27 protein-coding genes and 1 tRNA gene are annotated in these 24,651 nt (G+C 62.3%); 13 read left to right on the top strand and 15 right to left on the bottom strand.

What is annotated here, in order from left to right; translation table 11 throughout:
* Nucleotide 1: 1 nt before the first annotated feature.
* Both NKI64_RS16120 and NKI64_RS16115 read left to right on the top strand, forming a co-directional pair.
* A complete protein-coding gene (locus NKI64_RS16120; protein WP_023688226.1) occupies nt 2-391 on the top strand; it encodes an Mth938-like domain-containing protein in 390 nt (129 codons plus the stop codon).
* Between the two features lie 25 nt (nt 392-416).
* Nucleotides 417-1,235 (top strand): phytoene/squalene synthase family protein, encoded by an 819-nt coding sequence (locus NKI64_RS16115; RefSeq protein ID WP_023751547.1) that lies wholly within the window; start codon nt 417-419, stop codon nt 1,233-1,235.
* A gap of 36 nt (nt 1,236-1,271) precedes the next feature.
* Here the strand turns inward: NKI64_RS16115 and trmFO are convergent, their stop codons facing one another.
* The 3 genes from trmFO to NKI64_RS16100 form a co-directional block, all read right to left on the bottom strand.
* Nucleotides 1,272-2,684 (bottom strand): methylenetetrahydrofolate--tRNA-(uracil(54)-C(5))-methyltransferase (FADH(2)-oxidizing) TrmFO, encoded by a 1,413-nt coding sequence (trmFO, locus tag NKI64_RS16110; RefSeq protein WP_352668721.1) that lies wholly within the window; start codon nt 2,682-2,684, stop codon nt 1,272-1,274.
* A gap of 515 nt (nt 2,685-3,199) precedes the next feature.
* Nucleotides 3,200-3,343: a DUF1127 domain-containing protein gene (locus NKI64_RS16105; RefSeq protein ID WP_023667673.1), complete on the bottom strand. Its 144-nt coding sequence runs from the start codon at nt 3,341-3,343 to the stop codon at nt 3,200-3,202.
* Between the two features lie 51 nt (nt 3,344-3,394).
* On the bottom strand, nt 3,395-3,535 hold the full coding sequence (locus NKI64_RS16100; RefSeq protein ID WP_006335194.1) for a DUF1127 domain-containing protein: 141 nt from the start codon (nt 3,533-3,535) through the stop codon (nt 3,395-3,397).
* A 235-nt stretch (nt 3,536-3,770) separates the two neighbouring features.
* Here NKI64_RS16100 and NKI64_RS16095 point away from each other — a divergent pair, with 235 nt between their 5' ends.
* The 3 genes from NKI64_RS16095 to NKI64_RS16085 all read left to right on the top strand — a co-directional run bounded on the left by NKI64_RS16095 (nt 3,771) and on the right by NKI64_RS16085 (nt 6,985).
* Nucleotides 3,771-4,883, top strand: coding sequence for a DUF2157 domain-containing protein (locus NKI64_RS16095; protein ID WP_023815398.1), 1,113 nt, complete (start codon nt 3,771-3,773; stop codon nt 4,881-4,883).
* A complete protein-coding gene (locus NKI64_RS16090) occupies nt 4,880-5,461 on the top strand; it encodes a GDYXXLXY domain-containing protein (protein ID WP_023697610.1) in 582 nt (193 codons plus the stop codon). Before NKI64_RS16095 ends, NKI64_RS16090 begins: the two co-directional genes overlap by 4 nt.
* A 75-nt stretch (nt 5,462-5,536) precedes the next feature.
* Complete coding sequence (locus tag NKI64_RS16085; RefSeq protein ID WP_023815397.1) at nt 5,537-6,985, top strand: aromatic amino acid lyase; 1,449 nt, start codon at nt 5,537-5,539, stop codon at nt 6,983-6,985.
* A 101-nt stretch (nt 6,986-7,086) separates the two neighbouring features.
* On the opposite strand, the gene NKI64_RS16080 is transcribed toward NKI64_RS16085, so the two are convergent.
* A tRNA-Leu gene (locus NKI64_RS16080) sits at nt 7,087-7,171 on the bottom strand.
* 352 nt (nt 7,172-7,523) lie between these two features.
* Here NKI64_RS16080 and tig point away from each other — a divergent pair.
* The 4 genes from tig to NKI64_RS16060 all read left to right on the top strand — a co-directional run bounded on the left by tig (nt 7,524) and on the right by NKI64_RS16060 (nt 11,726).
* Nucleotides 7,524-8,999 carry a trigger factor gene (gene tig, locus NKI64_RS16075; protein WP_023825709.1) on the top strand — a complete coding sequence of 492 codons (1,476 nt, stop codon included), beginning with the start codon at nt 7,524-7,526 and terminating at the stop codon, nt 8,997-8,999.
* A 260-nt stretch (nt 9,000-9,259) separates the two neighbouring features.
* Complete coding sequence (locus NKI64_RS16070; protein WP_023667668.1) at nt 9,260-9,640, top strand: c-type cytochrome; 381 nt, start codon at nt 9,260-9,262, stop codon at nt 9,638-9,640.
* Between the two features lie 152 nt (nt 9,641-9,792).
* Nucleotides 9,793-10,725 (top strand): heme o synthase, encoded by a 933-nt coding sequence (locus NKI64_RS16065; protein ID WP_023807355.1) that lies wholly within the window; start codon nt 9,793-9,795, stop codon nt 10,723-10,725.
* A 179-nt stretch (nt 10,726-10,904) separates the two neighbouring features.
* Entirely contained in the window at nt 10,905-11,726 is an 822-nt protein-coding gene (locus NKI64_RS16060) for a DUF2189 domain-containing protein (protein ID WP_023691119.1), read from the top strand.
* A gap of 63 nt (nt 11,727-11,789) precedes the next feature.
* On the opposite strand, the gene NKI64_RS16055 is transcribed toward NKI64_RS16060, so the two are convergent.
* The 7 genes from NKI64_RS16055 to NKI64_RS16025 form a co-directional block, all read right to left on the bottom strand.
* Nucleotides 11,790-12,188, bottom strand: coding sequence for a cytochrome C oxidase subunit IV family protein (locus NKI64_RS16055; RefSeq protein ID WP_023733688.1), 399 nt, complete (start codon nt 12,186-12,188; stop codon nt 11,790-11,792).
* Between the two features lie 9 nt (nt 12,189-12,197).
* Nucleotides 12,198-12,920: a heme-copper oxidase subunit III family protein gene (locus tag NKI64_RS16050; protein ID WP_023667664.1), complete on the bottom strand. Its 723-nt coding sequence runs from the start codon at nt 12,918-12,920 to the stop codon at nt 12,198-12,200.
* Between the two features lie 13 nt (nt 12,921-12,933).
* The gene (locus NKI64_RS16045) at nt 12,934-13,638 is read right to left on the bottom strand and encodes a cytochrome c oxidase subunit 3 (RefSeq protein ID WP_023823003.1); all 705 of its coding nucleotides are present in this window, start codon (nt 13,636-13,638) and stop codon (nt 12,934-12,936) included.
* Nucleotides 13,635-15,404, bottom strand: a complete 1,770-nt coding sequence (gene ctaD / locus NKI64_RS16040; protein WP_023681631.1) for a cytochrome c oxidase subunit I — start codon at nt 15,402-15,404, stop codon at nt 13,635-13,637. The genes NKI64_RS16045 and ctaD overlap by 4 nt, the downstream gene beginning before the upstream one ends.
* A gap of 22 nt (nt 15,405-15,426) precedes the next feature.
* Complete coding sequence (locus NKI64_RS16035) at nt 15,427-16,311, bottom strand: cytochrome c oxidase subunit II (protein ID WP_023667661.1); 885 nt, start codon at nt 16,309-16,311, stop codon at nt 15,427-15,429.
* A gap of 228 nt (nt 16,312-16,539) precedes the next feature.
* Entirely contained in the window at nt 16,540-17,466 is a 927-nt protein-coding gene (locus NKI64_RS16030; protein WP_023667660.1) for a DMT family transporter, read from the bottom strand.
* A gap of 133 nt (nt 17,467-17,599) precedes the next feature.
* On the bottom strand, nt 17,600-18,241 hold the full coding sequence (locus tag NKI64_RS16025; RefSeq protein ID WP_027050354.1) for a glutathione S-transferase family protein: 642 nt from the start codon (nt 18,239-18,241) through the stop codon (nt 17,600-17,602).
* A 160-nt stretch (nt 18,242-18,401) separates the two neighbouring features.
* On the opposite strand from NKI64_RS16025, the gene NKI64_RS16020 reads away from it, so the two are divergent.
* Nucleotides 18,402-19,316 carry a LysR family transcriptional regulator gene (locus tag NKI64_RS16020; RefSeq protein ID WP_023701662.1) on the top strand — a complete coding sequence of 305 codons (915 nt, stop codon included), beginning with the start codon at nt 18,402-18,404 and terminating at the stop codon, nt 19,314-19,316.
* A 25-nt stretch (nt 19,317-19,341) separates the two neighbouring features.
* Here NKI64_RS16020 and NKI64_RS16015 read toward each other — a convergent pair whose 3' ends face one another.
* The 4 genes from NKI64_RS16015 to map form a co-directional block, all read right to left on the bottom strand.
* A complete protein-coding gene (locus tag NKI64_RS16015; RefSeq protein WP_023667657.1) occupies nt 19,342-19,962 on the bottom strand; it encodes an isochorismatase family protein in 621 nt (206 codons plus the stop codon).
* A gap of 172 nt (nt 19,963-20,134) precedes the next feature.
* Nucleotides 20,135-20,533 carry a RidA family protein gene (locus tag NKI64_RS16010; RefSeq protein WP_023681625.1) on the bottom strand — a complete coding sequence of 133 codons (399 nt, stop codon included), beginning with the start codon at nt 20,531-20,533 and terminating at the stop codon, nt 20,135-20,137.
* A 197-nt stretch (nt 20,534-20,730) separates the two neighbouring features.
* The gene (gene radC, locus NKI64_RS16005) at nt 20,731-21,498 is read right to left on the bottom strand and encodes a RadC family protein (RefSeq protein WP_023821428.1); all 768 of its coding nucleotides are present in this window, start codon (nt 21,496-21,498) and stop codon (nt 20,731-20,733) included.
* 113 nt (nt 21,499-21,611) lie between these two features.
* Nucleotides 21,612-22,445 (bottom strand): type I methionyl aminopeptidase, encoded by an 834-nt coding sequence (map, locus tag NKI64_RS16000; protein WP_352668715.1) that lies wholly within the window; start codon nt 22,443-22,445, stop codon nt 21,612-21,614.
* 279 nt (nt 22,446-22,724) lie between these two features.
* On the opposite strand from map, the gene NKI64_RS15995 reads away from it, so the two are divergent.
* From NKI64_RS15995 to NKI64_RS15985, 3 genes are all read left to right on the top strand, one after another.
* Nucleotides 22,725-23,021 carry a DUF982 domain-containing protein gene (locus NKI64_RS15995; protein ID WP_023667653.1) on the top strand — a complete coding sequence of 99 codons (297 nt, stop codon included), beginning with the start codon at nt 22,725-22,727 and terminating at the stop codon, nt 23,019-23,021.
* 146 nt (nt 23,022-23,167) lie between these two features.
* Nucleotides 23,168-23,443, top strand: coding sequence for a DUF6074 family protein (locus tag NKI64_RS15990; protein ID WP_023667652.1), 276 nt, complete (start codon nt 23,168-23,170; stop codon nt 23,441-23,443).
* 255 nt (nt 23,444-23,698) lie between these two features.
* Nucleotides 23,699-24,367, top strand: coding sequence for a DUF2161 domain-containing phosphodiesterase (locus tag NKI64_RS15985; protein WP_023667651.1), 669 nt, complete (start codon nt 23,699-23,701; stop codon nt 24,365-24,367).
* Nucleotides 24,368-24,651 lie beyond the last annotated feature (284 nt).

The raw sequence follows: 24,651 nt of genomic DNA, 5'->3' as shown, positions 1-24,651 counted from the left end.
GGTGGCAAAAGGCATCGTCATCCGCGAGGCGCATTTCCCCGGACGGGCGCCGATCGAAGCCTACGGCAATGGCGGCTTCCGCTTCGCCGACATGTCGCATCGCGGCTCGCTTCTTTGCCTGCCCTCCGGCATCCATGGCTGGGAGCCGGCCGATCCGCTGGCCCTGACGGCGGCGGATTTCGACCTGCTGCTGGCTGAGGCCGGCAAGGTCGAGATCCTGCTGGTCGGCACAGGCAAGGATTTGCGGCCCTTGCCGACAGCACTTCGGGCGGCGCTGAAAGCGGCTGGCATTGGCTCCGACCCGATGTCGACGGGGGCAGCGGTGCGGACCTACAATGTTCTGCTTGCCGAAGACCGCGCCGTGGCCGCGGCGCTGATCGCCGTCGACTGACGTGACCGATACAGCTGACATCGTCATGGAGACGGTGCGCGCCGGCGACCATGACCGCTATGTCAGCGCACTCTATGCACCGGCCAACAAGCGCGCGGCGCTGTTTTCGCTTTACGCCTTCAATGCCGAGATTGCGTCTGTCCGAGACCGCATCCACGAGGCATTGCCGGGCGAAGTGAGGCTGCAATGGTGGCGCGATGTCATCGCTGCTGAAGCCGCAGCCACAGGCAACCCGCTCGCCGATGCGCTGAAGGCGACGATTTCTGCCCATGGCCTGCCCAAAACTGCCTTCGACAACATGCTCGAGGCCCGCATCTTCGACCTCTATGACGATCCGATGCCGTCGCGCACCGATCTCGAGGGATATTGCGGCGAGACGGCGGCCGCGCTGATCCAGCTGGCGGCGATGGTGCTCGATCCCAATCAGGCGCCGCGCTTTGCCGAACTGGCGGGCAGGGCCGGCTGCGCCCAGGCGATGACCGGCCTGTTGCTGCTGTTGCCGCTGCATCGCCGACGCGGGCAATGCTTCGTGCCGGCGGATATCCTTGCAGCGGCCGGCTCGTCGCCGGAGGAGTTCGTCAGCGGCGACGGCGGCCCCGGCGCTCAGCGCGCGGTGGCTGCGATGATTGCATTGGCGCAGGAGCATCTCCGCGCTTTCGAGCAAGGGGCGTCCGCACTTCCGGAAACGCTGCGTCCGGCGTTCCTGCCGCTGGCGCTGACCAGCGCCTATCTCGGCAAGATGGCCAATGGCCGCTCGCCGCTTGGTGGCGCAGCCCGGCTTTCGGCTCTGCGCCGGCATTGGCTGTTGCTCAGGCGCGCAACGCGGGGATGGCCAGCGAGTTGACGTAAACGTCAATCGCGTTAGGACTCTGAGACTTGGCTATTCAGCAGCTTCCGCTGTTTGCGCCGGCAGCCCTAGCCACTCCCGACAATCTGCCCGCGCGCGTGAGGTGATCGCGTGGCGCTTGGCCACCGTCTTGTCCTTGCCGCGCAGGCGTTTGCCTTCGGTCTTCGGTGCTTCCACCGGCGGGAAAAGGCCGAAATTGACGTTCATCGGCTGGAACGAGCGTTTGCCCGGCTCGTCGTCTGAGACGATGTGGCCGCCGGTGATGTGGTTGAGCAGCGCGCCGAAGGCGGTGGTGAGCGGTGGCAGCGATGGCGCGTGGCCGAGCCGCTCGGCGGCGGCGAAGCGGCCGGCGAGCAGGCCGATCCCCGCGCTCTCGACATAGCCCTCGCAGCCGGTGATCTGGCCGGCAAAGCGCAGGCCCGGCCGCGACTTCAGCTGCAGCGAGGCGTCGAGCAAGGTCGGCGAGTTGATGTAGGTGTTGCGGTGCAGGCCGCCGAGACGGGCGAACTCGGCGTTTTCCAGACCCGGAATGGTGCGGAACACGCGCACCTGCTCGGCATGCTTCAGCTTGGTCTGGAAACCGACCATGTTGTAGAGCGTGCCCAGCGCATTGTCCTGACGCAGCTGCACCACGGCATAGGCTTTGACCGTCGGGTTGTGCTCATTGGTCAGCCCCATCGGCTTCATCGGTCCGTAGCGAAGCGTCTCGACACCGCGCTCGGCCATGATCTCGATCGGCAGGCAGCCGTCGAAATAGGGCGTGCCTTCCCACTGCTTGAATTCGGTCTTGTGGCCGTCGACCAGCGCCTGTACGAAGGCGAGATACTGGTCCTTGTCCATCGGGCAGTTGATGTAATCCTTGCCGGTGCCGCCGGGCCCAACCTTGTCGTAGCGCGACTGGAACCAGCAGGTGTCCATGTCGATCGTGTCGAAATGGATGATCGGGGCAATCGCGTCGAAGAAGGCCAGCGCATCGGCGCCGGTTGCCTCGGCGATCGACTGGGCGAGCGACGGCGCGGTCAGCGGTCCCGTGGCGATGATCGCCTGGTCCCACTCCGCCGGCGGCAGGCCCGGCACTTCCTCGCGCTCGATGGTGATCAGCGGGTGCGCTTCAAGCTTTTTCGTCACCGCGTCGGAGAAACCGTCGCGATCGACGGCCAGCGCGCCGCCTGCCGGCACCTGGTTGGCGTCGCCGGCACTCATGATCAGCGAGCCGGCCAGCCGCATTTCGGCGTGCAGCAGGCCGACCGCGTTGTTTTCGGCATCGTCGGAGCGGAAGGAGTTGGAGCAGACGAGCTCGGCCAGGCCATCGGTCTTATGCGCATCGGTGCCGCGCACCGGGCGCATCTCATGCAAAATGACGGGAACACCGGCTTGCGCTGCCTGCCATGCGGCTTCGGAGCCGGCGAGGCCGCCGCCGACGATATGGATTGGATTTTTGCTCATGAGCGCCGGAATAATCGCTTGGCGCGCTGTTTGCAATTGGCCGGTGCGAGCGTGGGTCATTGTCGTGCAACGACGGAGCTCGACTTTCTTATGTCCGCAGCGACGGTCTGATGGCGGCGTAAAGCGCCTCGATCGACTGCATGCGCAATTGAAAAGCCTGCCCAAAAACAACAACACCCGCCGCGGGAGGAGGTGCGGCGGGTGTCGTTTTTGGGGCCGATCCTCGGGAGGAGGTGGGGATCGGCCGTATTCGCCATCGCCGGGGAGGAGGTCGGCTTTGACGAAATTCTTTTCGCCAGATCGAGGGAGGCGAAATCCCTGGAAGACGAACTGCGTTCACTTTGAAGACGAACTGCGTTCGCTTCGGAAAGACGAACTGCGTTCGCTTTGGAAACAGCGCCCGCCGCGGGAGGAGGTGCGGCGGGCGCCGTTTTGGTGGTCAACCCTCGGGAGGAGGTGAAGGCTGACCGTATCCGTCAGGGTCGGGGAGGAGGTCGACCCTGGCGAAATTTTGGCTAGATCGTCGCCCTGCGGGCGATGATCTTGATCTCGTCACGGACGATGCCGAGATCATGGAGCTGACGGTTCGAAAGGCGACCCAGCTCGGTAACGGTGTCGCGGTAAACGCGCCAGTTACGATAGTTGCGGATCAGGTTCATTGTCGTTCTCTTTTTCAAAACTGGTTCGGATCATTTGCGATCCGAAGAGGATTAGACCGCCTTGCGGGCGACGTAGTGGATGTCGCTGCGGCTGATGCCGAGGTCGGTCAGTTCACGGTTCGACAGGCGGCTCAGCTCGGAGACGGTGTCCCGGTAGCGGCGCCAGTTGCGGTAGTTGCGGATCAGGTTCATGGTAGTGCTCGTTTCGTCTTTCTTCGGATCATTCCGTTTGTGTACGAACAGTAAATAGGCTGGGTAATATCGATTTAAAAGTGCTGTTGGCGCATGGCAGCAATGCAAATTGTGCAATGCAACATTAACGCGCGTTCACGGCTTCGTCATGAAGAAACCCGAATCGGAAAATGACGTTGCGTCAACGATTTGGGCGGATCGGCTGTCAGAAAGACCAAGCTGGGGGAGAAGCGGCATGGCGAGTTATTCGTCACGGGCGAGGGCCGATATCGGGCGGTGGCTGCAGGCCGGCCTGATCGACGCCAAGACGGCCGATGCGCTTAAGTGCGACATCGACGCAAACGAGCGCAAATCGCTGAGCTTCGGCACTATATTGGCCATGATGGCAGCGCTGCTGTTCGGCGCCGCGATCCTGCTCTTCGTCGCCGCCAACTGGGACGCGATCCCGCGGCTGGTGCGGGTCGCGGCGCTGTTTGCCGTCATTCTCGCCGGCTATGTCGGCGGCGCGGTGTTGAAGATGCGCGACCATGCGGCGATCGGCGAGGCGCTGTGGATCGTGGCCGCCGCGGCCTTCGGCGGATCGATCGCGCTGATCGGCCAGATGTACCATCTCACGGGTGACGAAGCCTCGGCCATCGTCACCTGGGGCATCGGCACGGCATTAGCCGCGGTGGCGTTGCGCTCGAACCCGCTGACGGTCGCTGCCGTCGGCATATCCGTTGCCTGGCTGTTCGTGCGCGCGTTCGACTTTTATGACCGCCCCGTATTTTCGGATTTCTTCGTTATCATGGCGCCGGTGCTTTTTGTCGTCTCGTTGTGGACGCGCAGCCAGCCGGCACGCCACCTGATCATTCTCTCGGTCATTTTCTATATCGCGGTGCGCGGCCTGGACCAGAACACGCTCGCCCTGGCTATTCCTCTCGTCGTGGTGTCGGCGCTGCTGTTTGCGGTTTCGATCTTCGCCGCTGGGCCGGCCGACCGGATCTTGCAGCTCGGCGGGCGGTTGCCTTTGCACGCCTTGATCGGCTTTCTCACCGGGCTGGCGATGATGCAGATCGAACTGGGCGATGACAACGCCTTCAGCAACGGCTTTGCCATTGCGTCGGTCATCGCACTGGCCGGCATTGCCGCGGCGATCATGCTGGGCGGGCGCGAGAGCAGGGGGCTGCGCTGGGTTGCCTATGCCGGCTTTGCCTTCGAGCTCGCCATTATCTATGTCGTGACCTTGCAGACGATGCTCGGCACGGCCGGCTTCTTCCTGGCTGCCGCAGTGCTGTTCGGCATCCTGGCTCTCGTCATCATCCGTGTGGAAAAACGCATGAAGGCCCCGGAAGGAGCGGCAGCATGATGTCGGGAAAGAAACTTGTCATCTCGGCGCTGGTCCTGGCGCTCGTCCAGATCGGCTTCCTGAGCTGGATCATCGCCGGCCGCGCGGCGATCCTGCGCAACGGCAAGGAGGTCTTGCTGAAAGTCGAGCCGGTCGATCCGCGCGATCTGCTGCGCGGCGACTATATTATCCTCGGCTATGAAATATCGCGCTTGCCGGTGAAGCTGATCGCCAACATCCCGGCCGGCCAGCTCGTGAGCGAGAACACGCCGATCGTGGTCCGGCTGAAGCCGGGTGCCGACGGCTATTGGCATGCGACCACGGCCTGGTTCGGCAAGGCTCCGACGCCGGCGACCGCCGACGAAGCCGATATTGTCGGCCAGGTCGCGCCGGGCTGGACGCTTGATCCTGAATCCACGATCGCACCGCAATACGGCATCGACCGCTTCTACCTACCTGAGGGCCAGGGCATGGCGATCCAGAACGACATGCGGGTGCGGCCATTCGGCGTGCGCATCGCGCTCGCCGCCAGTGGCCAGGCACAGATCAAGGCGTTGATGGACGGCGACAAGACATTGTTTGAGGAACCGCTCTACTAGAAGACATTACCCAGGGCATGGACTTCGGCAACGATCGATCGCTTCGCCCTCATGCAAACCAGACGGGCGAAGACAATGCCGATTACGGTGACGACGCGCGAAGATATCAATCTCGATGCCGTTTTGCGCGTCGCCTGGAGAATCGACACGGTCGAAATCGGCGACAAGGCCTTGCAACGCATTGCCGAATGCCGCGCCTCGTTCCTGAAACTCATTGAGTCCGATCCGCCGCCGGTCATCTACGGCGTCACCACCGCCATGGGCGAGCTGGCAAGCCGCAAGCTCGAACTTGACGAGCGCGACCGCCATGCGCGCATCAAGGCGTATGCCGCCGCCACATCGTTCGGTGAGCCATTGCCTGAGCGCGTCGTCAGGGCGATCGTGCTGGCACGGCTGACCAATTTCATCGAAGGCAATGCCGCCACCACGCCGCGCATCGCGCTAGCCGTTGCGGCGATGCTCGACGGTGGACCGATGCCGGTGGTGTCGTCGCAGGGGCAGGGCGGCGCCGGCGAGATCCTGGCGCTCTATCCGCTGTTTGCCGCGCTTACCGCTGGCCTGGAGCTCGAAGTGAAGGAGCGGGGCTCGCTGATCAACGGCTCGCCCTGCGCTGCCGCCCTTGTGGCGGACGCAGCACTTGCCGCACGCCGTCGCGTCGCGATGGCGCACAAGGTGTTTGCGCTGTCGATCGAAGCCTTTCGTGCGCCGCTCGAGCATTATGATGCCGCGCTCGACGGGCTGTGGGGCGACGCGCACGAAGCGGCCGCCTTGCAAGGGTTGCGGCAATACCTGGTTGGCGCCGGCGACGGCCGGCGCAACTATCAGGCGCCGGTCAGCTACCGCATCGTGCCGCGCGTGCTCGGCCATGCGCATCGGGCGCTGGCGGGCGCCGAGCAGGCGGCGACCGTGTCGCTGGCCTCGATCTCGGACAATCCGGTCTATATCCCGCCCGACGATGCGCATCCGCTGGGACGCTGCATCTCCACCGGCGGCTACCACAATGCCATGGCGACACCGGCATTGGACGATCTGGCGGCGATCTGGGCCGATCTCTGCCTGCTTTGCGACCGGCACGCCTCAAAGCTGCTGAACGGCAAGGTGTCGCTGCTGCCCGACCTGTTGATGACCGGGCGGCATTGGGCCGACAGCGATGGCCATGGCAATGTCGGCTATGTCCCGATGGCGATCACCGGCTATCTCGAACAGGCCAAGGTTGCGGCGCAGCGCACCTTCATCCCGGGAACCGAATCGGCCGGCGCCGGCCAGGACGACGTCGCCACCACCGCATTCTTCGCCTGGACCAAGGAGGCGACGGCCGGCCGCTGCCTCGACGCGGCGATGGCCATGCTGGCCATGATCGCCTCGCAGGCCCTGTACGTGACTGAACGCGCCGCGCCGCCGGCATTGCAGGATTTTGTCGCGGATATCAGGAAGATCGTGCCGCCGGTCGACGCCGACCGGGTGCTGGGGCCGGAGCTGGCGAAATTGGCGGAGTGGTTTACCGGTCAAGTGTTTGAAGTGTAGGCCGTCGCCGCCAGTCCTCCTACGCCACGGCTTCGGAGGACACCCTTCGCTATATCAAGCTCTCAGGTGGCCTGCCACCCGAAGCTCGATAGAGTGAAGGGTGGTGCGGATGAAGGGACTCGAACCCCCACGCCTTTCGGCACTGGAACCTAAATCCAGGGCGTCTACCAGTTCCGCCACATCCGCATTTGTCGGCAATCCCATGTAGCCATCATTCTGTCAATGTCGGGGCGAAAATGTCTGCCGTTGGGGCGGTCATTCGCTGCAACGCGAAGATGGTTGAAAATTGGCCTCGCCTGTGACAAAAGGCGTGTCAAATGTGACGGGACGCGCCGATCCGCTTCTGCAGAATGTGATAAGAAGTAGGAAAAACAAGAACTTATTCACATCTTGGAACGCAGTTTGGAAGAATTTGAGCCGTAATTTCGGTCAAATCGCCAGGTTCCGTGCCAAAAGCCATTCCCGGCAAGATTGTACCGGCAGGCTGTGAACGGCAAGACGCCGTGGCAGCCTCTTTGGTGAAGATAAAGGTTTTACGATGCAGGTCACCGAAACGCTCAACTCCGGTCTCAAGCGCGAGATCAAGATCACCGTGCCGGCCGGTGATATGGAAGCCAAGCTGATGGCGCGGCTGTCCGACGCCAGGAACAAGGTCCGCATCAACGGCTTCCGTCCCGGCAAGGTGCCTGTGCAGCATTTGCGCAAGGTCTACGGCAAGTCGTTCATGGCCGAAGTGGTCAACGAGATCCTCAACGATTCGACCCGTTCGATCATCACGGGGCGCGGCGAAAAGGCCGCCATGCAGCCTGAAGTGATCATGACGGAAGACGAGAAGGAGGCCGAGAAGATCCTGGCCGGCGGCGCCGACTTCGAATTCCGCCTCAACTACGAGGTCATCCCGGCGATCGAGATCAAGGATTTCTCCGACATCAAGGTGACGCGCCAGGTATTCGAAGTGCCGGACAGCGAGATCGACGAACAGGTCCAGCGCGTTGCCGAATCGGCGCGAAGCTTCGAGCCGAAGACCGGCAAGGCCGCCGAAGGCGACCGCGTTTCGATCGACTATGTCGGCAAGATCGACGGCGAGGCCTTTTCCGGCGGCGCCGGCACCGACCAGCCGCTGGTTCTGGGGTCCAAGGAATTCATTCCGGGCTTCGAGGACCAACTGATCGGCGCCAAGGCCGGCGACGAGAAGCAGGTCACCGTCACTTTCCCGGAAAACTACCAGGCAGCGCATCTGGCCGGCAAGGAAGCCACCTTCGACGTCACCGTCAAGGAAGTGTCCAAGCCCGGCGCGCTGGAAATCAACGACGAGATGGCCAAGAACCTCGGCCTGGAATCGCTGGAGCGCCTGCGCGACGTGGTGCGCGGCCAGATCGAGAACCAGTTCGGCTCGATGACGCGCCAGAAGGTCAAGCGTCAGCTGCTCGACCAGCTTGACGCGGCCTATTCGTTCGAGGCGCCGTCGAAGCTCGTCGATGCCGAGTTCAACAACATCTGGACCCAGGTCAACCGCGATCTCGAAGCCGCCGGCCGTACCTTCGCCGACGAGGAGACGACGGAAGAAGAGGCACGCGCCGAATATCTGCGGCTTGCCGAGCGCCGCGTGCGTCTCGGCCTGGTTTTGGCCGAGATCGGCGAGAAGGCCGGCGTCACCGTTTCCGACGAGGAACTGCAGCGCGGCCTGTTCGAGCAGGTGCGCCGCTACCCGGCCAACCAGCAGCAGGAAGCCTTCGAGTTCTATCGCAGCAATCCGGAAGCCCTGAACACGCTGCGCGCGCCGATGTTCGAGGAGAAGGTCGTCGACCATCTGCTCAGCCAGATCTCGGTCACCGACGTCAAGGTCAGCAAGGAAGAGCTGATGGCTGACGACGAAGAGGGCGATGCCGCCAAGGCCAAGCCGGCGAAGAAGGCCGCTGCCAAGAAGGCCGACAAGGCTGAAAAGGCCGACGACGCGGAAGAGCCGAAGAAGAAGGCAGCCCCGAAGAAGAAGGCCGCCAAGGACGCCGAATAAGCGCCTGACGACAAGATCAGAAAAGGCCGCCCTCGAGGCGGCCTTTTTCGTTGTGGCGGATGTGCCTTGAGCCACCGCAGCCCACCTGAACCTTTGTACGGTCGACCTGTTCTACCTACCGGCCAGATTCTGTGGTACACAAGTGCCGCAATTCCATCTGGGGAGGAGCGGAGAATCTATTCTGCCGTGCAGGGCGCATGCTGGTGCTACCGGCATGTGCAGACCGTCTCAGGCAAATTTGACGATCAGGGAGGAATGCCATGCGCTTGGTTGCGTTTTTCGCCGTCGTTTCCGTTGCAACTTTCATCGCCAATCCATCGCGGGCACAGGACGCCGCGGCGGGCGAGAAGGTCTTCACCAAATGCAAGGTCTGCCACGTCGCAGACCAAGACACCAACAAGATAGGCCCTTCGTTGCATGGCGTTATCGGCCGGACGGCCGGCACGCATCCGGATTTTAAATATTCCGAAGCCATGATCGCGGCCGGCACATCCGGCGTCAAATGGGATGAGCCGACACTGACGACGTATCTTCACGACCCCAAGGCAATGGTCAAAGGGACGAAGATGGCGTTTCCCGGCCTCAAGAAGGACGAGGACGTCGCCAACGTCATCGCCTATCTGAAGCAATTTTCCCCGTAACCTGGCTCTTCGGCCGGCCAGAGCGTTTCACCGTTTCACGGAAACTGCGATCCGCTCGATCTCTTTGTTCTTACGCAATTCCGGGCGGAAAACCCCATACACTTTCCTGGAATTGCTCTAGGCTGCCCGGTTTCCATCGATGGTCGTCTCAAATGTCGGTCAAGGAAAGCCTCAAGGATACCGGCGTCCGCCTCTCGGAAGCGACGGCCAGTGATTTCTTTGCGCTCTTGAAGCCTCGGGTCATGGCCCTTGCCGTGTTTACCGCCTTCGTCGGTCTGATGGTGGCGCCCGGCGCGATGAACCCGGTCATCGCCGTGATCGCCATAGGTGCGATTGCGGTTGGAGCGGGAGCGGCCGGCGCGCTCAACATGTGGTACGACGCCGACATCGACGCGCTGATGTCGCGCACGTCAAAGCGGCCGGTTCCGTCGGGCCGCGTCACGGCCGGCGAAGCGCTCGGCTTCGGCTTGGTGCTTTCCGCACTTTCGGTCATGACGCTCGGCGTGCTGGTGGGCTGGCTTGCCGCGTCACTGCTGGCCTTCACCATCTTTTTCTACGTCGTCATCTATACGATGTGGCTGAAGCGCTCGACACCGCAGAACATCGTCATCGGCGGCGCGGCGGGTGCCCTTCCTCCGATGATCGGCTGGGCGGCGGCCACCGGCGCCATCGGCATTGAAAGCCTCATCCTGTTCCTGATCATTTTCCTGTGGACGCCGCCGCATTTCTGGGCGCTCGCACTGTTCAAGGCCGGCGACTATGCCGCTGCCGGCATCCCGATGATGCCGAACGTGGCCGGCCAGGCCTCGACCAGAAGGCAGATCTTCGCCTATTCACTGCTCCTGGCACCGATCGGAGTGCTGCCCTGGGCGTTCGGATTTACGAGCGGGGTTTATGGGATTGTTTCGGCTGCATTGGGCTCGGGTTTCATCTGGCATGCCTGGAACGCCCTGGTCATCCTCGACAAGGAGATGAAGCCGGCCAAGGCGCTGTTTGCCTATTCGATCTTCTATCTTTTCGCGATCTTTGCCGTGCTGCTTGCCGATACCATCGCGATGCGCGCGTTCATGTCAGCCGGAGGGTGACGGCATGACGCTGTGTTCGGAAACTTCGCCTTCCGGGAGCCTTTTGTAAGAACGGGCGACAAGCTCCAGTCAATGGGGTATATTGATTGCGGTGCAGGTCGCGGTTCGCGTGGCCAGTCATGCAGAACGGCAGCACCGTGATACCGCGACCTTGCCGGACCTGGTCTGGAGGAACGGGCATGACAAGTTTTCACGTGATTGCAGGCGCCAGCGAAACGCTGGAACACACCAAAATCCGAAAAATCAGTGTTTCCGATCTTTTCGATGCGCTCAAGCGCGGTGTTGACGATTTTATGGTCAAACCGTCGCACATCGTCTTTCTCTGCCTGATCTATCCGCTTGTCGGCGTGGTGCTCGCTGCCTGGACTTCGGGTGCCAATGCGTTGCCGATGTTGTTTCCGCTGGTGTCCGGCTTTGCGCTTATCGGTCCATTCGCGGCGATCGGCCTTTACGAGATCAGCCGCAGACGAGAAGCCGGGCTCGACACCTCCTGGACGCACGCGTTCGAGGTCAGGAATTCTCCGGCCCTGCCAGCCATCGCCGCAGTCGGGATCATGCTGGTTGCAATCTTCATCGCCTGGCTTTTGGCGGCGCAGGTGTTCTACGAATATCTCTTCGGCCCGGCTCCGCCTGCATCGATTTCGGGCTTCATCAATGAAATATTTGCCACCGGACGCGGCTGGTCTCTGATTGTCCTGGGGCACGCCATCGGCTTCGTCTTCGCCGCGGTGGTGTTGTGCACGACGGTTGTCGCCTTCCCATTGCTGCTCGACCGCGACGTCGGCGCCTACGAAGCCATCCACACGTCGGTGCGAGCGGTGCTGGCGAACCCGATCCCCATGGCTGTCTGGGGACTGATTGTCGCCGTCGCCCTGATCATAGGCTCGCTGCCGGTGTTTGCCGGGCTGGCGGTCGTGCTGCCGATCCTGGGTCACGCCACCTGGCATGTCTACCGCAAGGTTGTGGAGCCGCCATCGTCCCCGACGCGGGTCGGCCTCTGACCCCGCAGATCAGCTGATGGGAAGCTTCATCTCCGGTCTTTGACCGGAGATGAAGACTGTGCGTCAGGGCCCCGGTCCGAAGAAGGACAACCGGGTGAGAAGCGTGTAGTCCGCTTCGAAGAGCATCATCGCCACGAACACCAATATCAGAAGCGGCGGCAGGATGATCGCATAGGTCAGCGCCAGCCGCTCCCAGGCCATGTGCATGAACACGGCGACGATCAGCCCGGCCTTGAGGATCATGAAGATCAGGATCAGAGACCATCTGAGATAGCCGTGGATGCCGAGATAATCGACCATGTAGGAGCAGGCGCTGAGGATGAACAGCCATGCCCAGACCACCAGATAGAGCTTGATCGGATGTTCCTGATGAACCTCCGCGACGCCGGTCGGTGGCCCTTCATGCGCATGATCAGAGTGCAGCGCGTGTTGCCCGAGGCCGTTTGCGGTTGCTTCAGCCATGTCAGCCTCTCACCAAAGATAGAAGAATGCGAAAATGAAGACCCAGACCAGGTCGACGAAATGCCAGTAGAGCCCCATGATTTCGACGTTCTCGTAGCGACCCCTGCGGCTGGTGAAGAAGCCGGGACGTCCGACGTCATAGTCTCCACGCCAGACCTTTCGCGCCACGATGATGAGGAAGATCACGCCGATCGTCACATGCGTGCCGTGGAAGCCGGTGATCATGAAGAAAGTCGAACCGAATTGTGCCGCGCCCCAGGGATTGCCCCACGGCCGTACCCCTTCGGTGATCAGCTTGGTCCATTCGAAGGCTTGCATGCCGACGAAGGTGGCTCCTAGCGCTGCCGTCAGAAGCATGAGGATTGCGGTTTTGCGGCGGTCGCGGCGATAGCCGAAATTGACCGCCATGGCCATCGTTCCGCTGCTCGATATCAGCACGAAGGTCATGATGGCAATCAGGATCAGTGGAATGTCCGAACCGCCGATGCGAAGCGCAAAGACCTCGCTCGGATTGGGCCACGGCACGCGCGTGGAAACGCGCGCTGTCATGTAGGAGAGCAGGAAGCAGCCGAAGATGAAGGTGTCGCTGAGCAGGAAGATCCACATCATGGCCTTGCCCCAGGACACGTTCTTGAACGCGCGCTGATCCGAGGACCAGTCGGCGGCGATGCCTTGCCAGCCTGCGGGCCGCGTCTCCGTTTGGCCGGTATGCGTCAGTGTGGTTTCTGCCATGCTCCTCGACCTCCTAGGTCAGCAACTGCCGGCAAATATCGATGAACGTCACGGCCCAGCCGGCTAAAAGAGCGAAGATGGCGAGCCAGACGAAAAGCAGGAAATGCCAGTACATGGCGCATAATTCGACGCTGAGGCGAAGCCGTTCCGGGCGTGCACCGTTCCAGGCGCCGGCGGTTGTCCTGCTCAGGCCCACCAGCCCTCCCACGATATGCAGGCCGTGCATCCCGGTTATCAGGTAGAAAAAACTGTTGGCCGGATTGGAGGCCAGAAAATAACCATCGGCGGTCAGGTCCCGCCATGCCATGAGCTGCCCGATGAGGAAGGCGATCGCGGTGAGCCCAGCCGCGGCAAGGCCGAGCCTGACCGTGTCCATCTGGCGCTTGCGCGCCGCGATCGAGGCGCATTGCAGCGCAACGCTGCTCAGCACCAGCATGCCGGTGTTGAGCCAGAGCAGGCGTGGGATGGGCAGCGGCTGCCAGTCCGACAGCGCCATACGCATGAAGTAGGCGCTGGTGAACAGCGCAAACAGGCAGCCGACCACGGCGAGGAAGACACCGAGGCCAATCTTGGCGGTCGGCAGGCTCGATCGGTCGAAGGCGACAAAATCTCCTGCCACACCTTGCTCGAGCCATGGTTTCGCCATCAGCCGCTGATGCGAGAGCCACCAGCCGGCAAAGCCGGCGATCACGAGAAGGAAGACCAGGATGACGCTCATGCCGGCTCCCTGGAGGGGCCGAACGTGCCCGGCATGTTTTGCGGAATGAAGTCCTCCTTGGCGCCCGGCACGCTGTAGTCATAGGCCCAGCGATAGACAATCGGCAGATCCTTGCCGAAATTGCCATGAGCCGGTGGCGTCTGCGGCGTTTGCCATTCGAGTGTCGTGGCTCGCCATGGATTGCCACCGGCCTCGCGCCCATGGCGGATGCTCCAGATAAGATTGAACAGGAAAACGATCTGGGCGAAGCCGACGATAAACGCCATGATGCTGATGAACGAGTTCAGGTGATGCGCCGACTCCGTCATGACCGTCACGTCGGTCAGTTCGGCATAGCGCCGCGGCACGCCCATCAGGCCGATGTAATGCATGGGAAAGAAGATCAGGTAGGCGCCGAGAAATGTGACCCAGAAATGGAACCGGCCGAGCGTCTCGTTCAGCATCCGGCCGGTGACCTTCGGGTACCAGTGGTAGATCGCGCCGAAGATGACGACGATCGGAGCAACACCCATGACCATATGGAAGTGAGCGACGACGAACATCGTGTCCGACAGCGGGACGTCGACGACGACGTTGCCGAGAAACAGCCCGGTCAACCCGCCATTGACGAAGGTGACGATGAAAGCCATGGCAAACAGCATCGGTATGGTGAGATGGATGTCGCCCCGCCACAGCGTCAGCACCCAATTGTAGACCTTGATCGCCGTCGGGATGGCGATGATCAGTGTCGTGGTGGCGAAGAAGAAGCCGAAATAGGGGTGCATGCCGCTGACATACATGTGGTGCGCCCAGACCACGAAGCTCAGCGCGCCGATGCCAACGATGGCCCAGACCATCATCCGGTAGCCAAAAATGTTCTTGCGCGCATGCGTGCTGATCAGATCGGAGACGATGCCGAAGGCCGGCAGCGCCACGATGTAGACTTCCGGGTGGCCGAAGAACCAGAACAGATGCTGGAACAGGATTGGGCTGCCGCCATTGTGCTGTAGCTGTTCCCCCATCTCGACGACCGCGGGCATGAAAAAGGAGGTTCCAAGCGCGCGGTCAAGCAGCATCATCACGCAGGCGACGAACAGCGCCGGAAAGGCGAGCAGCGCCATGACGGTGGCGGTGAAGATGCCCCAGACGGTCAGCGGCAGGCGCATCATCGTCATGCCGCGCGTGCGGGCCTGCAGCACCGTCACGACATAGTTCAGACCGCCCATGGTGAAGCCGATGATGAACAGGATCAGCGAGACGAGCATCAGGATGATGCCCCATTCCTGGCCGCCAGGTGTGCCGGTCATGATGGCTTGCGGCGGATAGAGCGTCCAGCCGGCGCCGGTCGGTCCGCCGGGCGCAAAGAAGCTCGACACCAGCACCAGCACGGCAAGGAGGTAGATCCAGTAGCTCAACATGTTGACATAGGGAAAGACCATGTCGCGGGCTCCGACCATCAGCGGGATCAGGTAGTTGCCGAAGCCGCCGAGGAAGAGTGCCGTGAGCAGGTAGATCACCATGATCATGCCGTGCATGGTGATGAACTGGTAGTAGGCCTCGGGGGTGATGAAATCGAACGTGCCGGGGAAGCCGAGCTGCAGCCGCATCAGCCAGGACAGCACCAGCGCGACCAGGCCGATGGCCGTTGCGGTCGCCGAATACTGGATGGCGATGACCTTGGCGTCCTGCGAGAACACATACTTCGTCCACCAGCTGTGCGGATGGTAAAGCTCCATTTCCGCGACTTCGGCGGGCGGGACGGCATCTGCAGGTGTGATATCGACCATAGGCGGAGCACCTCCGTGCCCTTCAGCGGGACCCGACAGTTTCGAGTTTTGCCGCAACTTCTAGAGCTGACGCCGTCGCGTTGCCCGGCGCCTGTTCCACCGAGCCCGTCTGCTGCGGCGCCGACAACTGCGCGAACGTCTGCTGCTGGTCGAGCCAGGCCACATAGTCCTGCTCGGTATCGACCATGACGATGCCATGCATCATCGGGTGCCCCTGGCCGCACAGTTCGGCGCACAGAACCTGGAAGGTCCCGGTCTTGGTGGGGGTGAACCAGAAATAGGTGACCGAGCCCGGTATCATGTCCATCTTGGCGCGGAATTCCGGAACGTAGAAATCGTGCAACACATCGATCGAGCGCAGCAGCATCTTGACCGGCTTGCCGACCGGCAGATGCAGGTCGGCCGCTTCGACCACGACGTCGTCCTGGCCGCTGGGATCCTTGGCGATCACGCCCAGCGGATTTTCAGCGGTGACGTCGCGGGTGTCGGATGTGCCGAGTTTGCCGTCCTTGCCGGGCAAGCGGAAGCTCCACTGCCATTGCTGGCCGACGACTTCGACCACGGTTGCGTCGCTTGGAACGTTGACGAACCGGCTCCAGACAAACAGGCCGGGAACCAGCATGGCGGTAACACCCACTCCGGTGACGATCGTCAGCCACCATTCGAGCCGCTTGTTCTCCGGTTCGTAGGCCGCCTGGTTGCCTTCGCGGTGACGGAAGCGGAAAACGCAATAGGCCATGAATAGGACGACTGCGGCGAAGACGACGCCGGTAATCCAAAAGGTGATGATGATGGTGTTGTCGATATAGTCCCAATTCGAGGCAATCGGAGTCCACCACCATGGGCTCAGGAAGTGGAACAACACCGAGCCCACGACGATCAAAACGAGTACAACCACTATGGGCATGTCCCGTTCCTCCCGGTATTTCAGGGGGCGCGAAGCCGTCCCGGGAAAATACCAAGTGCATCATGCGTGATTTGCGATCGAAATTCTAGAGCCGGTTGTGGAAGGAGCGAAAAATTGCTTCGGCGGCGCCCGGACCTTGCTTCGTTGGTGACGCCGGAGCGACACCTGACCCCCCAAATCAGGGAGGGCAGGGGCTGGTTTGATTCGGCTTGCCTTGTTCCAGCGGGATCAAAGCGCCTTGATGATGATGCAGCCGGCCAAAAGCAGCACGACGCCGGCGAGCCGCATGCCGGAGACAAGCCGCTGCGGCAGGCGGAACCAGCCGAAGGTGTCGACGAAGATGCCGGCGACCTGCTGGCCGGCCACCGTCAGGCTGACGGCAGCTGCCGCTCCGATGACGGGGATGGCGGTGAACACGGTCGTGACATAGGTGGCGCCGGCAAAACCTCCGAGCCAGCCCCACCAGGGCATCGACGACAAGCCGGCGAGGCGAGGGCGGGGCGTCTTCGTCAGGGCAAGCGCGATCAGAAGCACCGCGGCCATGGCCAGCATCGCCACCAGGAACGAGATGGTGCCGACCGCAAACGGCGCGCCGCCAAGGTCGTGCCGAAGCAAGGCGTTTACAGCGCCTTGCACCGGAAGCACGGCGCCTGCCAGCAGCGCCAGTCCGATCCACCCTGGTCTTGAGGATGCGGTATTGTCGGCCGCGCCCTTCTGTCCCAGAACGATGAGGGCAGCCCCGGCAAGCAAGACGAGCATGCCGAAGGCAGGCCCGGCTCGCAGTCCGGCTTCGGGGATCCCGAGCCAGCCGAACGTGTCGAGGGCGAAGGATGCAAGCATCTGCCCAGCGATGAAGAGCCCGACGGACACGACGGCGCCAAGGCGAGGGAACAGAAGAATGGTCGAAACAACGTAGAAGGCCGAAGCCATGCCGCCGATCGCATGCCACCATTCGGCTTGCCGAACGGCAAGCAGAGCCGGTGTCGTTCCGGTGAGGGCCGTGATCGACAACAGCACGATGGCGCCGACCGCGAGCTGAAGCGTGGTCGCGGCAAAGGGTGAGCCGACCGCCTTTGAAAGTTGGGCATTGGCGCCGGCTTGCACCGCAAGCAGGCCACCGGCGACAAGCGCCAGAGGGACGAAGAGGATTTCCACGATCGTATTCCTTGAATGCGGGGTGCGGCGGCTAGGGCATGATCCCAAAAAGTGGGTGCCGGTTTTTTGGAAAAGATCATGCTCCAACAAAGGGTTAGGTCATGATGAGATTTCAACCAAATCTCATCATGATCTAAGCGGCAGCCGATGCTTCGGGCAGGGCGGGAACGGCAATGCCTCTGACAACTGCGGAGCGTCGGCCTATGGCGGCATACCAACGCGCCAGGTCTGGCGCGTCATCGAGGCTGAGGCCGAGCCTGGTGACGGCCGCGTTGATCCATGGCCATGTCATCACATCGGCGATGCCGTAGCTTTTGCCGACGATGTGCTCATAGTTCTTGAGCCGGCTATTGAGCACTCGGAAGACGCGTCCGGTTTCGCGCTCAAAACGCTCGATCACATAAGGGATTTTTTCCGGCGCGAAGATTTTGTAATTCCACAATTGGCCAAGCGTCGGGCCGACATGGGCCGCCTGGAACAAGGTCCAGGTCAGCGTATCGTCCGCCTCCTGCGCGCCCACCGGCTGAAGCTTGCCCGACCGTCGCGCCAGGTAGTGTAGGATGGCGCCGGATTCGAAGACCGTGCGGCCGGCGTCCCGGTCGACGATCACCGGGATCTTGTTGTTGGGATTGAGCGCCAGGAAATCAGGCTTGGTCTGGTCGCCCCTTTCGATGTCGACCAAGCGGACCGAGTAGGGCAGGCCGACCTCTTCCAGCATGATCGAGGCCTTGTGCCCGTTGGGTGTCTGGCAGGTGTAGAGTTCTATCGGCGTCATGGCTCTTCTCCGCGACTGTTTCTTTTGTCGTCGGACTCCATATGGCGTGCGTGCATGCGCAGATCGACATGCCGATTCGCCCGCTTGCTCTGCGTTTTTGCACAGCGAAGCGTCATTTTGACTCGCAGAGCGCAGCGCTTTCTTTTATCTTTCTGCAAGAATGCACAGCTCACGCGATATCGACTGGGAAGATCTGCGCATGGTGCTGGCCGTCGCCGATGGCGCTTCGCTGGCGGCGGCGGCTCGGATCCTAGGCGTGAACCACACGACTGTGCTGCGGCGCGTCAACGCCTTCGAGGCGCGGCTGGGTATCCGCCTTTTCGATCGGCTGCCGACTGGCTATGCCCTCACCGCGGGCGGCGAGGAACTGCTGGGCGCGGCACGCACAATGGCCGAGACGGTCAATGAACTGGCGCGCAAACTGTCGGGGCAGGATCTCAGGTTCGAAGGCAGGTTGCGGGTCACCACCACCGATACGCTGATGGCATCGGTGCTGCCGCCGATCCTGGCGGCGTTTCATAAGCTCCATCCCGGCATACGGGTCGAGGCGATGACGCAGAATTCCATCGCCAACCTGACGCAAAGGGATGCAGACGTGGCGATCAGGCCGGTGTCGCAACCGCAGGAAATCCTGGTCGGCCGGCGCATTTCGGGCGTCGCCTTCGCCGCCTACGCGACACGTTCCTATGCCGAAACGCTACCCCCGGAGCCGAGACTGGGTGCGCTGCGCTGGATCGCGCCCGACGACAGCCTGGCCAACACCGGCGTCGCCCGCTGGATGCGGTCGTCGCTGCCCGATGTCGAGATCGCCATACGCGCCGATTCCCTGGTGACGATGTCGCATGCGGCGGGCGCCGGAATCGGGGTTGCGGCGCTGCCCTGTTATCTCGGCGACAGCCTGCCCGGGCTTGTAAGGGTCGGAGGGCTGATCGAGGAGATCGGCTCGGCGCTGTGGGTGCTGGTGCACGACGATTTGCGCCGCACGGCGCGCGTCCACGCCTTCACCAAATTCGTCTCCGGCGAATTGCAGCAGCGGCGCGACCTTCTTGAGGGCAGGCTCGGCGCCGGAGCTTGAGACGCACGCCAGCTGACGCTGGGGTTCAACTCCGCAACAGGTTCCCAAGCTCGGCAACCGTCATCACGCGCCCGAACACCTTGCCTATGATGTCGAGGGTTGCATTGTGCGATGCCTCGTCCAGTCCGCCATTGGCGTCGCTGATGAAAGCCACCTTGTAGTCGCGCATGAAGGCGCTCCGCGCGGTGGATTCGCAGCAGATGCTGGTCACGGTGCCGATGATGATCACCGTGTCGACCCGGCCTGCGCCACGGATGTTGCGCAACACGGTCTCGAGCTGCGTGTTGTGGAAGGCATCGTAGCGGTGCTTCTTGATGACGACATCCCCAGGCAAGGGCGCAAGCGCGGCGACGATTTCGGCGCCGGCGCTGCCTTCCCGCATTCCTTTGGTTTTCAGCTTCGGCTGATAGCCGGTTTCCAGCGGCGAGATATCGAAATGGTCGCTGAGCACATGCTGGGTGTAGATAACCGGGACGCCTTGCGCGCGGCAAAGCTCGACCACCTGCCGCATCGCCGGAATGCGATGGCGGGCCATGGCCACTTCCATGACGGCGCCCTCATCGACAAAGTCGCTTTGCATGTCGATGACCAGGAGGGCTGCGCGTTGCTTGTCGAACGGCCATGGTTCGTCGCCGGGCTGGGGCATTGCGTGTTTCCTGTTTCCGACGTTGATCAGGTGAGCAGCAGGCTCTTCATCGAGACATCGCAATTCCTGCCGATGACGATGTGATCGTGGATGGATGGAGAGATCAAGGTCGTGGCAATCTCGCAGCGAGCTCCGGGATTGGTTTGGGCGACTTGACGCGTCCTCGCTTGGCCTACGGGTCGATGACCGCGATCGCATCGATCTCTATCAGGTAGCCGGGAGACATCACCGCTATCCCGACCACCACGTTTGCTGGCTTGTGATCGCCGAACAGCTCGATCTGGGCCGCTTCGATGATCGGCACGTGTTCGTCGCGTTTGTAATCGACGATGTAGATCGTGATCTTGCAGACTTGCTCGGGCCGAGCGCCGGCGGCAGCAAGCGCTCGGCCGAGATTCCCGAACGCCAGGCGCGCCTGGACTGCGAAATCACCATGGCCAACGAGCTTGCCGTGTATGTCTTCTGGCTGCTGGCCCGAGACGAACACCAGCTTGCTTCCTGTCGCAACGACGACCTGGGAGTACATTTCCGGAATCGGCAGATCATTTGGATTTATGCATTCGAGCGTCATTGAATAGATCTCCTGCAATGGCTGACGGGAACTGGCTGCTTCGTATTCGCGAGTCTACGACATTGTCGCCGAAGCGGGCGCTTCCGTCGCAATATCACTTCTACACCGCAAGCGTGGGCGTTTGAGCCAAGCCGGAATGTTGCTGATTGGCTCGCGAGCGGTGGCGTTTGGGATGACGGCACCGGCGCCCATCAGGCTCAGATCAGCAGCAGGCCCTTCATCGAGGCGTTGCCTTTCTTGCCGATGATGATGTGGTCGTGGACGGCGATGCCGAGCGGCTTGGCGCTGTCGATGATCTGCTTGGTCATTTCGATGTCCGCACGCGATGGTGTCGGATCACCTGATGGGTGATTATGCACCAGGATGACGGCGCTGGCCGACAGTTCGAGCGCGCGCTTGATCACTTCGCGCGGATAGACCGGCGTGTGGTCCACGGTGCCGACCTGCTGTACCTCGTCGGCGATCAGCACGTTCTTCTTGTCGAGGAACAGGATGCGGAAATGTTCGCGGTTCTCGAACGCCATCGCCGAGCGGCAGTACGCAAGAAGCTGCGTCCAGTTGGACAGCACCTCGCGGTCGCGAACCTCGGTCCGCGCCATGCGCTGCGCGGCAGCGGCAATCACCTTCAGGTCGACCGCCACGGCGGGGCCGATGCCCTTCACCTCCTGCAGCAGCGCCACCGGTGCGCCAAGCACTTCGCCAAAAGTGCCGAAGCGCGCCAAGAGCGCCTTGGCGATCGGCTTGGTGTCGACGCGCGGGATCAGGCGAAACAGCAGCAGTTCGAGAAGTTCGTAGTCGGGCAGGACGTCTGCGCCGCCGGCAACGAAGCGCTCGCGCAAACGGTCGCGATGGCCGTGATAGTGTGGCTTCTCCGTCGATTTGTCTCTTGGTGCCTTGTCCTTCGCCGGTGGTTCAAGCCACCGCTCGGAGAAGAACCCCCGTTCGTCGTCGCCACTCTTCCCCATCGACCCCACACACTCCCCGAAGGCTTCGACGGCAGATTAGAGCGGTAAGCAGCGCGCGGTCGAGTTTTTTCGGCGACGGCGCCTCAAAGCCGCGGCTTGAGGCGATCTTGTTTTCAGCTGACCGCCGGCAGGCCGGGGCGGTCGAGCTTGTTTGGCGACAGGGTGAAAATCTCGCAGCCAGTTTCGGTGACGCCTATCGTGTGTTCGTACTGCGCCGACAGCGAGCGGTCGCGCGTCACCGCCGTCCAGCCGTCCGACAGCACTTTCACATGCGGCCGGCCAAGATTGATCATGGGCTCGATGGTGAAGATCATGCCCGGCCGCATCTCGACGCCTTCCGAGGCGGTGCCATAGTGCAGGATGTTGGGTGCGTCGTGGAACAACTGGCCAACGCCGTGGCCGCAGAAATCGCGCACCACCGAGCAGCGCTCTGCCTCGGCATAGGTCTGGATGGCGGCGCCGATGGCGCCGGTGCGGGCGCCGGGCCGGACCGCCGCGATTCCGCGCATCAGGCACTCATGAGTGACTTCAAGCAGGCGTTCGGCGGCGCGCTTGATGGTGCCGACGGGATACATGCGCGAGGAATCGCCGTGCCAGCCGTCGAGGATGTAGGTGACGTCGATGTTGACGATATCCCCGTCCTTCAACGGCTTGCTGTCTGGAATGCCGTGGCAAACGACGTGGTTGATCGAGGTGCAGGACGATTTGGTGTAGCCGCGGTAGTTGAGCGTCGCCGGTAGCGCGCCTTGGTCCATGCCGAATTCGAAGACGAAACGGTCGATGGTCTCGGTGGTGACACCCGGCTGGACCATCGGCACCAGTTCATCAAGGCAGCGCGCGGTGAGATCGCAGGCCTTGCGCATGCCGGCAAATCCTTTTTCGCCGTAGAGGCGGATCTGGCCGGTATTCCTGAGGGGTGCCGTGGCGGCGTCGAGATAGGTGACCATAGTGTCCGTTTGCCTGTAAGCGGGCGGCGCATATCAGCCCGTTAGAAAATTTCCTCAGATTTGGCACTGCAAGCCGCAAGGTTCAAGGAAGAACTGCCGGCAATGGACTGATACTGGCGATATTCCTGGCTTGCGCGGCCGCTCAGATGACATCCAGGTGCGCGATCTCCTCCGAATGCCGAGATCGCACTGACGACACATTTTCGCGCAAAAGCAGCCAAAGCAACTTTTGACGACGAACGGCGTTGCTGTGGTCGACGCCAGTTCGGGAGATATAGAATGGACAGATTGCAATTCGAGGTGCCGGTGCGCATCGCGCCCGCGCCCGGGCTGCCGGTAGAGGAAATATACAGCGTCGAACAGGCGCTGGATATCCTGCATGACTGGCCAAAGAAGCGACAGGGCAAGGTCTATGAAGCGGCGTTCAATGCCTGCTTCGGGGCCACGGTGGATGTGGTCAAGACTGAGGACGCCTGGCGCGCCTTCATGGCGTTTTGCCGGGTCAGTGGCCTGCTGGCCAGGGATATGATGGTTACGGCCAAGCGCGCCGGCGAAGCGAGGGGCCTGAGGGTCTAGAGTTCTGCTTGGCCTGGAGGCCGGCCAACCGACTCGTTCCAATCGGCGCGGACTCCGCGGCGTTAAGGTTCCGTTTCCGACTTCACAGCTAGGCATGAGCCATAGAGCAGCGTCTGATTCGTTGCGTCGGTTTCATGGTGCAGAACATGTCTTCAGCCAATGTGCGTACCTTCCCGCTAGATCGGCAGACCGTGCTGGTGCGCGAGGTCGCCGCAAGGCTGGGCAGACTGCACGGCGACACGGCCACGTCGTTCTGGAAGGCCACGGCGCGCGAACTCCTCGACAAGGCGGTCGCAGCCGGCAGCGATGCAGCTTCGGCGGCCAACGATGTCCGCCGGTTTTTTGCCGCGGTCCAGGACGAGATGAATTTCAAGGCGGACGATGCCGCACCGGGGCAGCGCCGGACGCGCACCCGCCTCTAGCTTCGAACAGAGCACCGACACGCGCTCACTGTGGCCAACCGTGGACCGGTCTTGGCGTCGACGATCTCGGGCCTTGCGCTGTCGATCGTGCCGTCCCAGCCACGGCGAGCGCCTTGTTGAACGCGGACCGTCACGCCGGAGAACCTGCCTGACGGATGGCTTTTGCAGATGGTGGGATCGAGGCGGTTTAGCGCAAGGCGTCGGCCTCTCGGCGATCCCTGTGCCGGTCCGGTCCGAATCGGCTATGCCTGCGCGATGCAGGAAACGTCTCTCTATATCCCGGTGAAGCGGTTTCTCGAGAGCCTGGAATTCACGGTCAAGGGCGAAGTCGGCCACTGCGATATCGTGGCGGTGCGCGACGGCGAGCCGCCTGTGCTGGTCATCTGCGAACTGAAATTGCAGTTCAACCTCGAACTGGTGCTGCAAGGTGTCGATCGCGCCGCGGCATGCGACGAAGTGTGGCTGGCGGCGCGCATGTCGGCGCGTGGCAAGGGCCGCGAGCACGACCGCCGTTTTCGCGCGCTGTGCCGGCGGCTCGGCTTCGGGCTTCTGGCTGTCAGCGGCAAGGGGGAGGTCGAAGTGCTGCTCAGCCCGGCGGCTCTGCCGCCGCGTCGCGATCCGAAGCGCCGCTCCCGACTGATGGAGGAACACCGTCGCCGGCGCGGCGATCCGGTGGTCGGCGGTGGCTCGCGCGCCCCGATCATGACCGCCTACCGGCAGGATGCGCTGGCCTGCGCCGCAGCCATGACCGACGGGCCGAAACGCCCGCGCGATCTGAAAGCGATTTCGCCACGCGCGCCCAGCATCCTCTTGGACAATGTCTATGGCTGGTTCGCGAGGGCCGAGCGCGGCGTCTACGCGCTGACCGAAGGCGGCCATGCGGCGTTGCAGCGCTGGCCGCAGGTAGCCCACGACCAAGGGTGAGTGGCCGGAGATTGCCGCGAGCAGGCGCCGAGGGAAACCTCGGCACGGCAGCCGCTGTTCGCCGTCTCAACCGATTCGCCGCGCCACCGTTCCAGCCGCTGCTAGTACGGCGGCGGCCGCGAGGCTTCTTGTTTTCCTGAAAGATCTGGTACGCCCAAGGGGAATCGAACCCCTGTTACCGCCGTGAAAGGGCGTCATCTGGTACAACATGACATTGCCTGATACGGTATTAGACATTTGATTTTATTACGCTTTGTCGCATATAGTGTCACTCAGGTTCTAGC

It is taken from the genome of Mesorhizobium sp. M0478 (assembly GCF_040321305.1).
In the GTDB taxonomy this organism is placed as follows: domain Bacteria; phylum Pseudomonadota; class Alphaproteobacteria; order Rhizobiales; family Rhizobiaceae; genus Mesorhizobium.
This window is presented reverse-complemented; position numbering and strand designations above follow the sequence as displayed.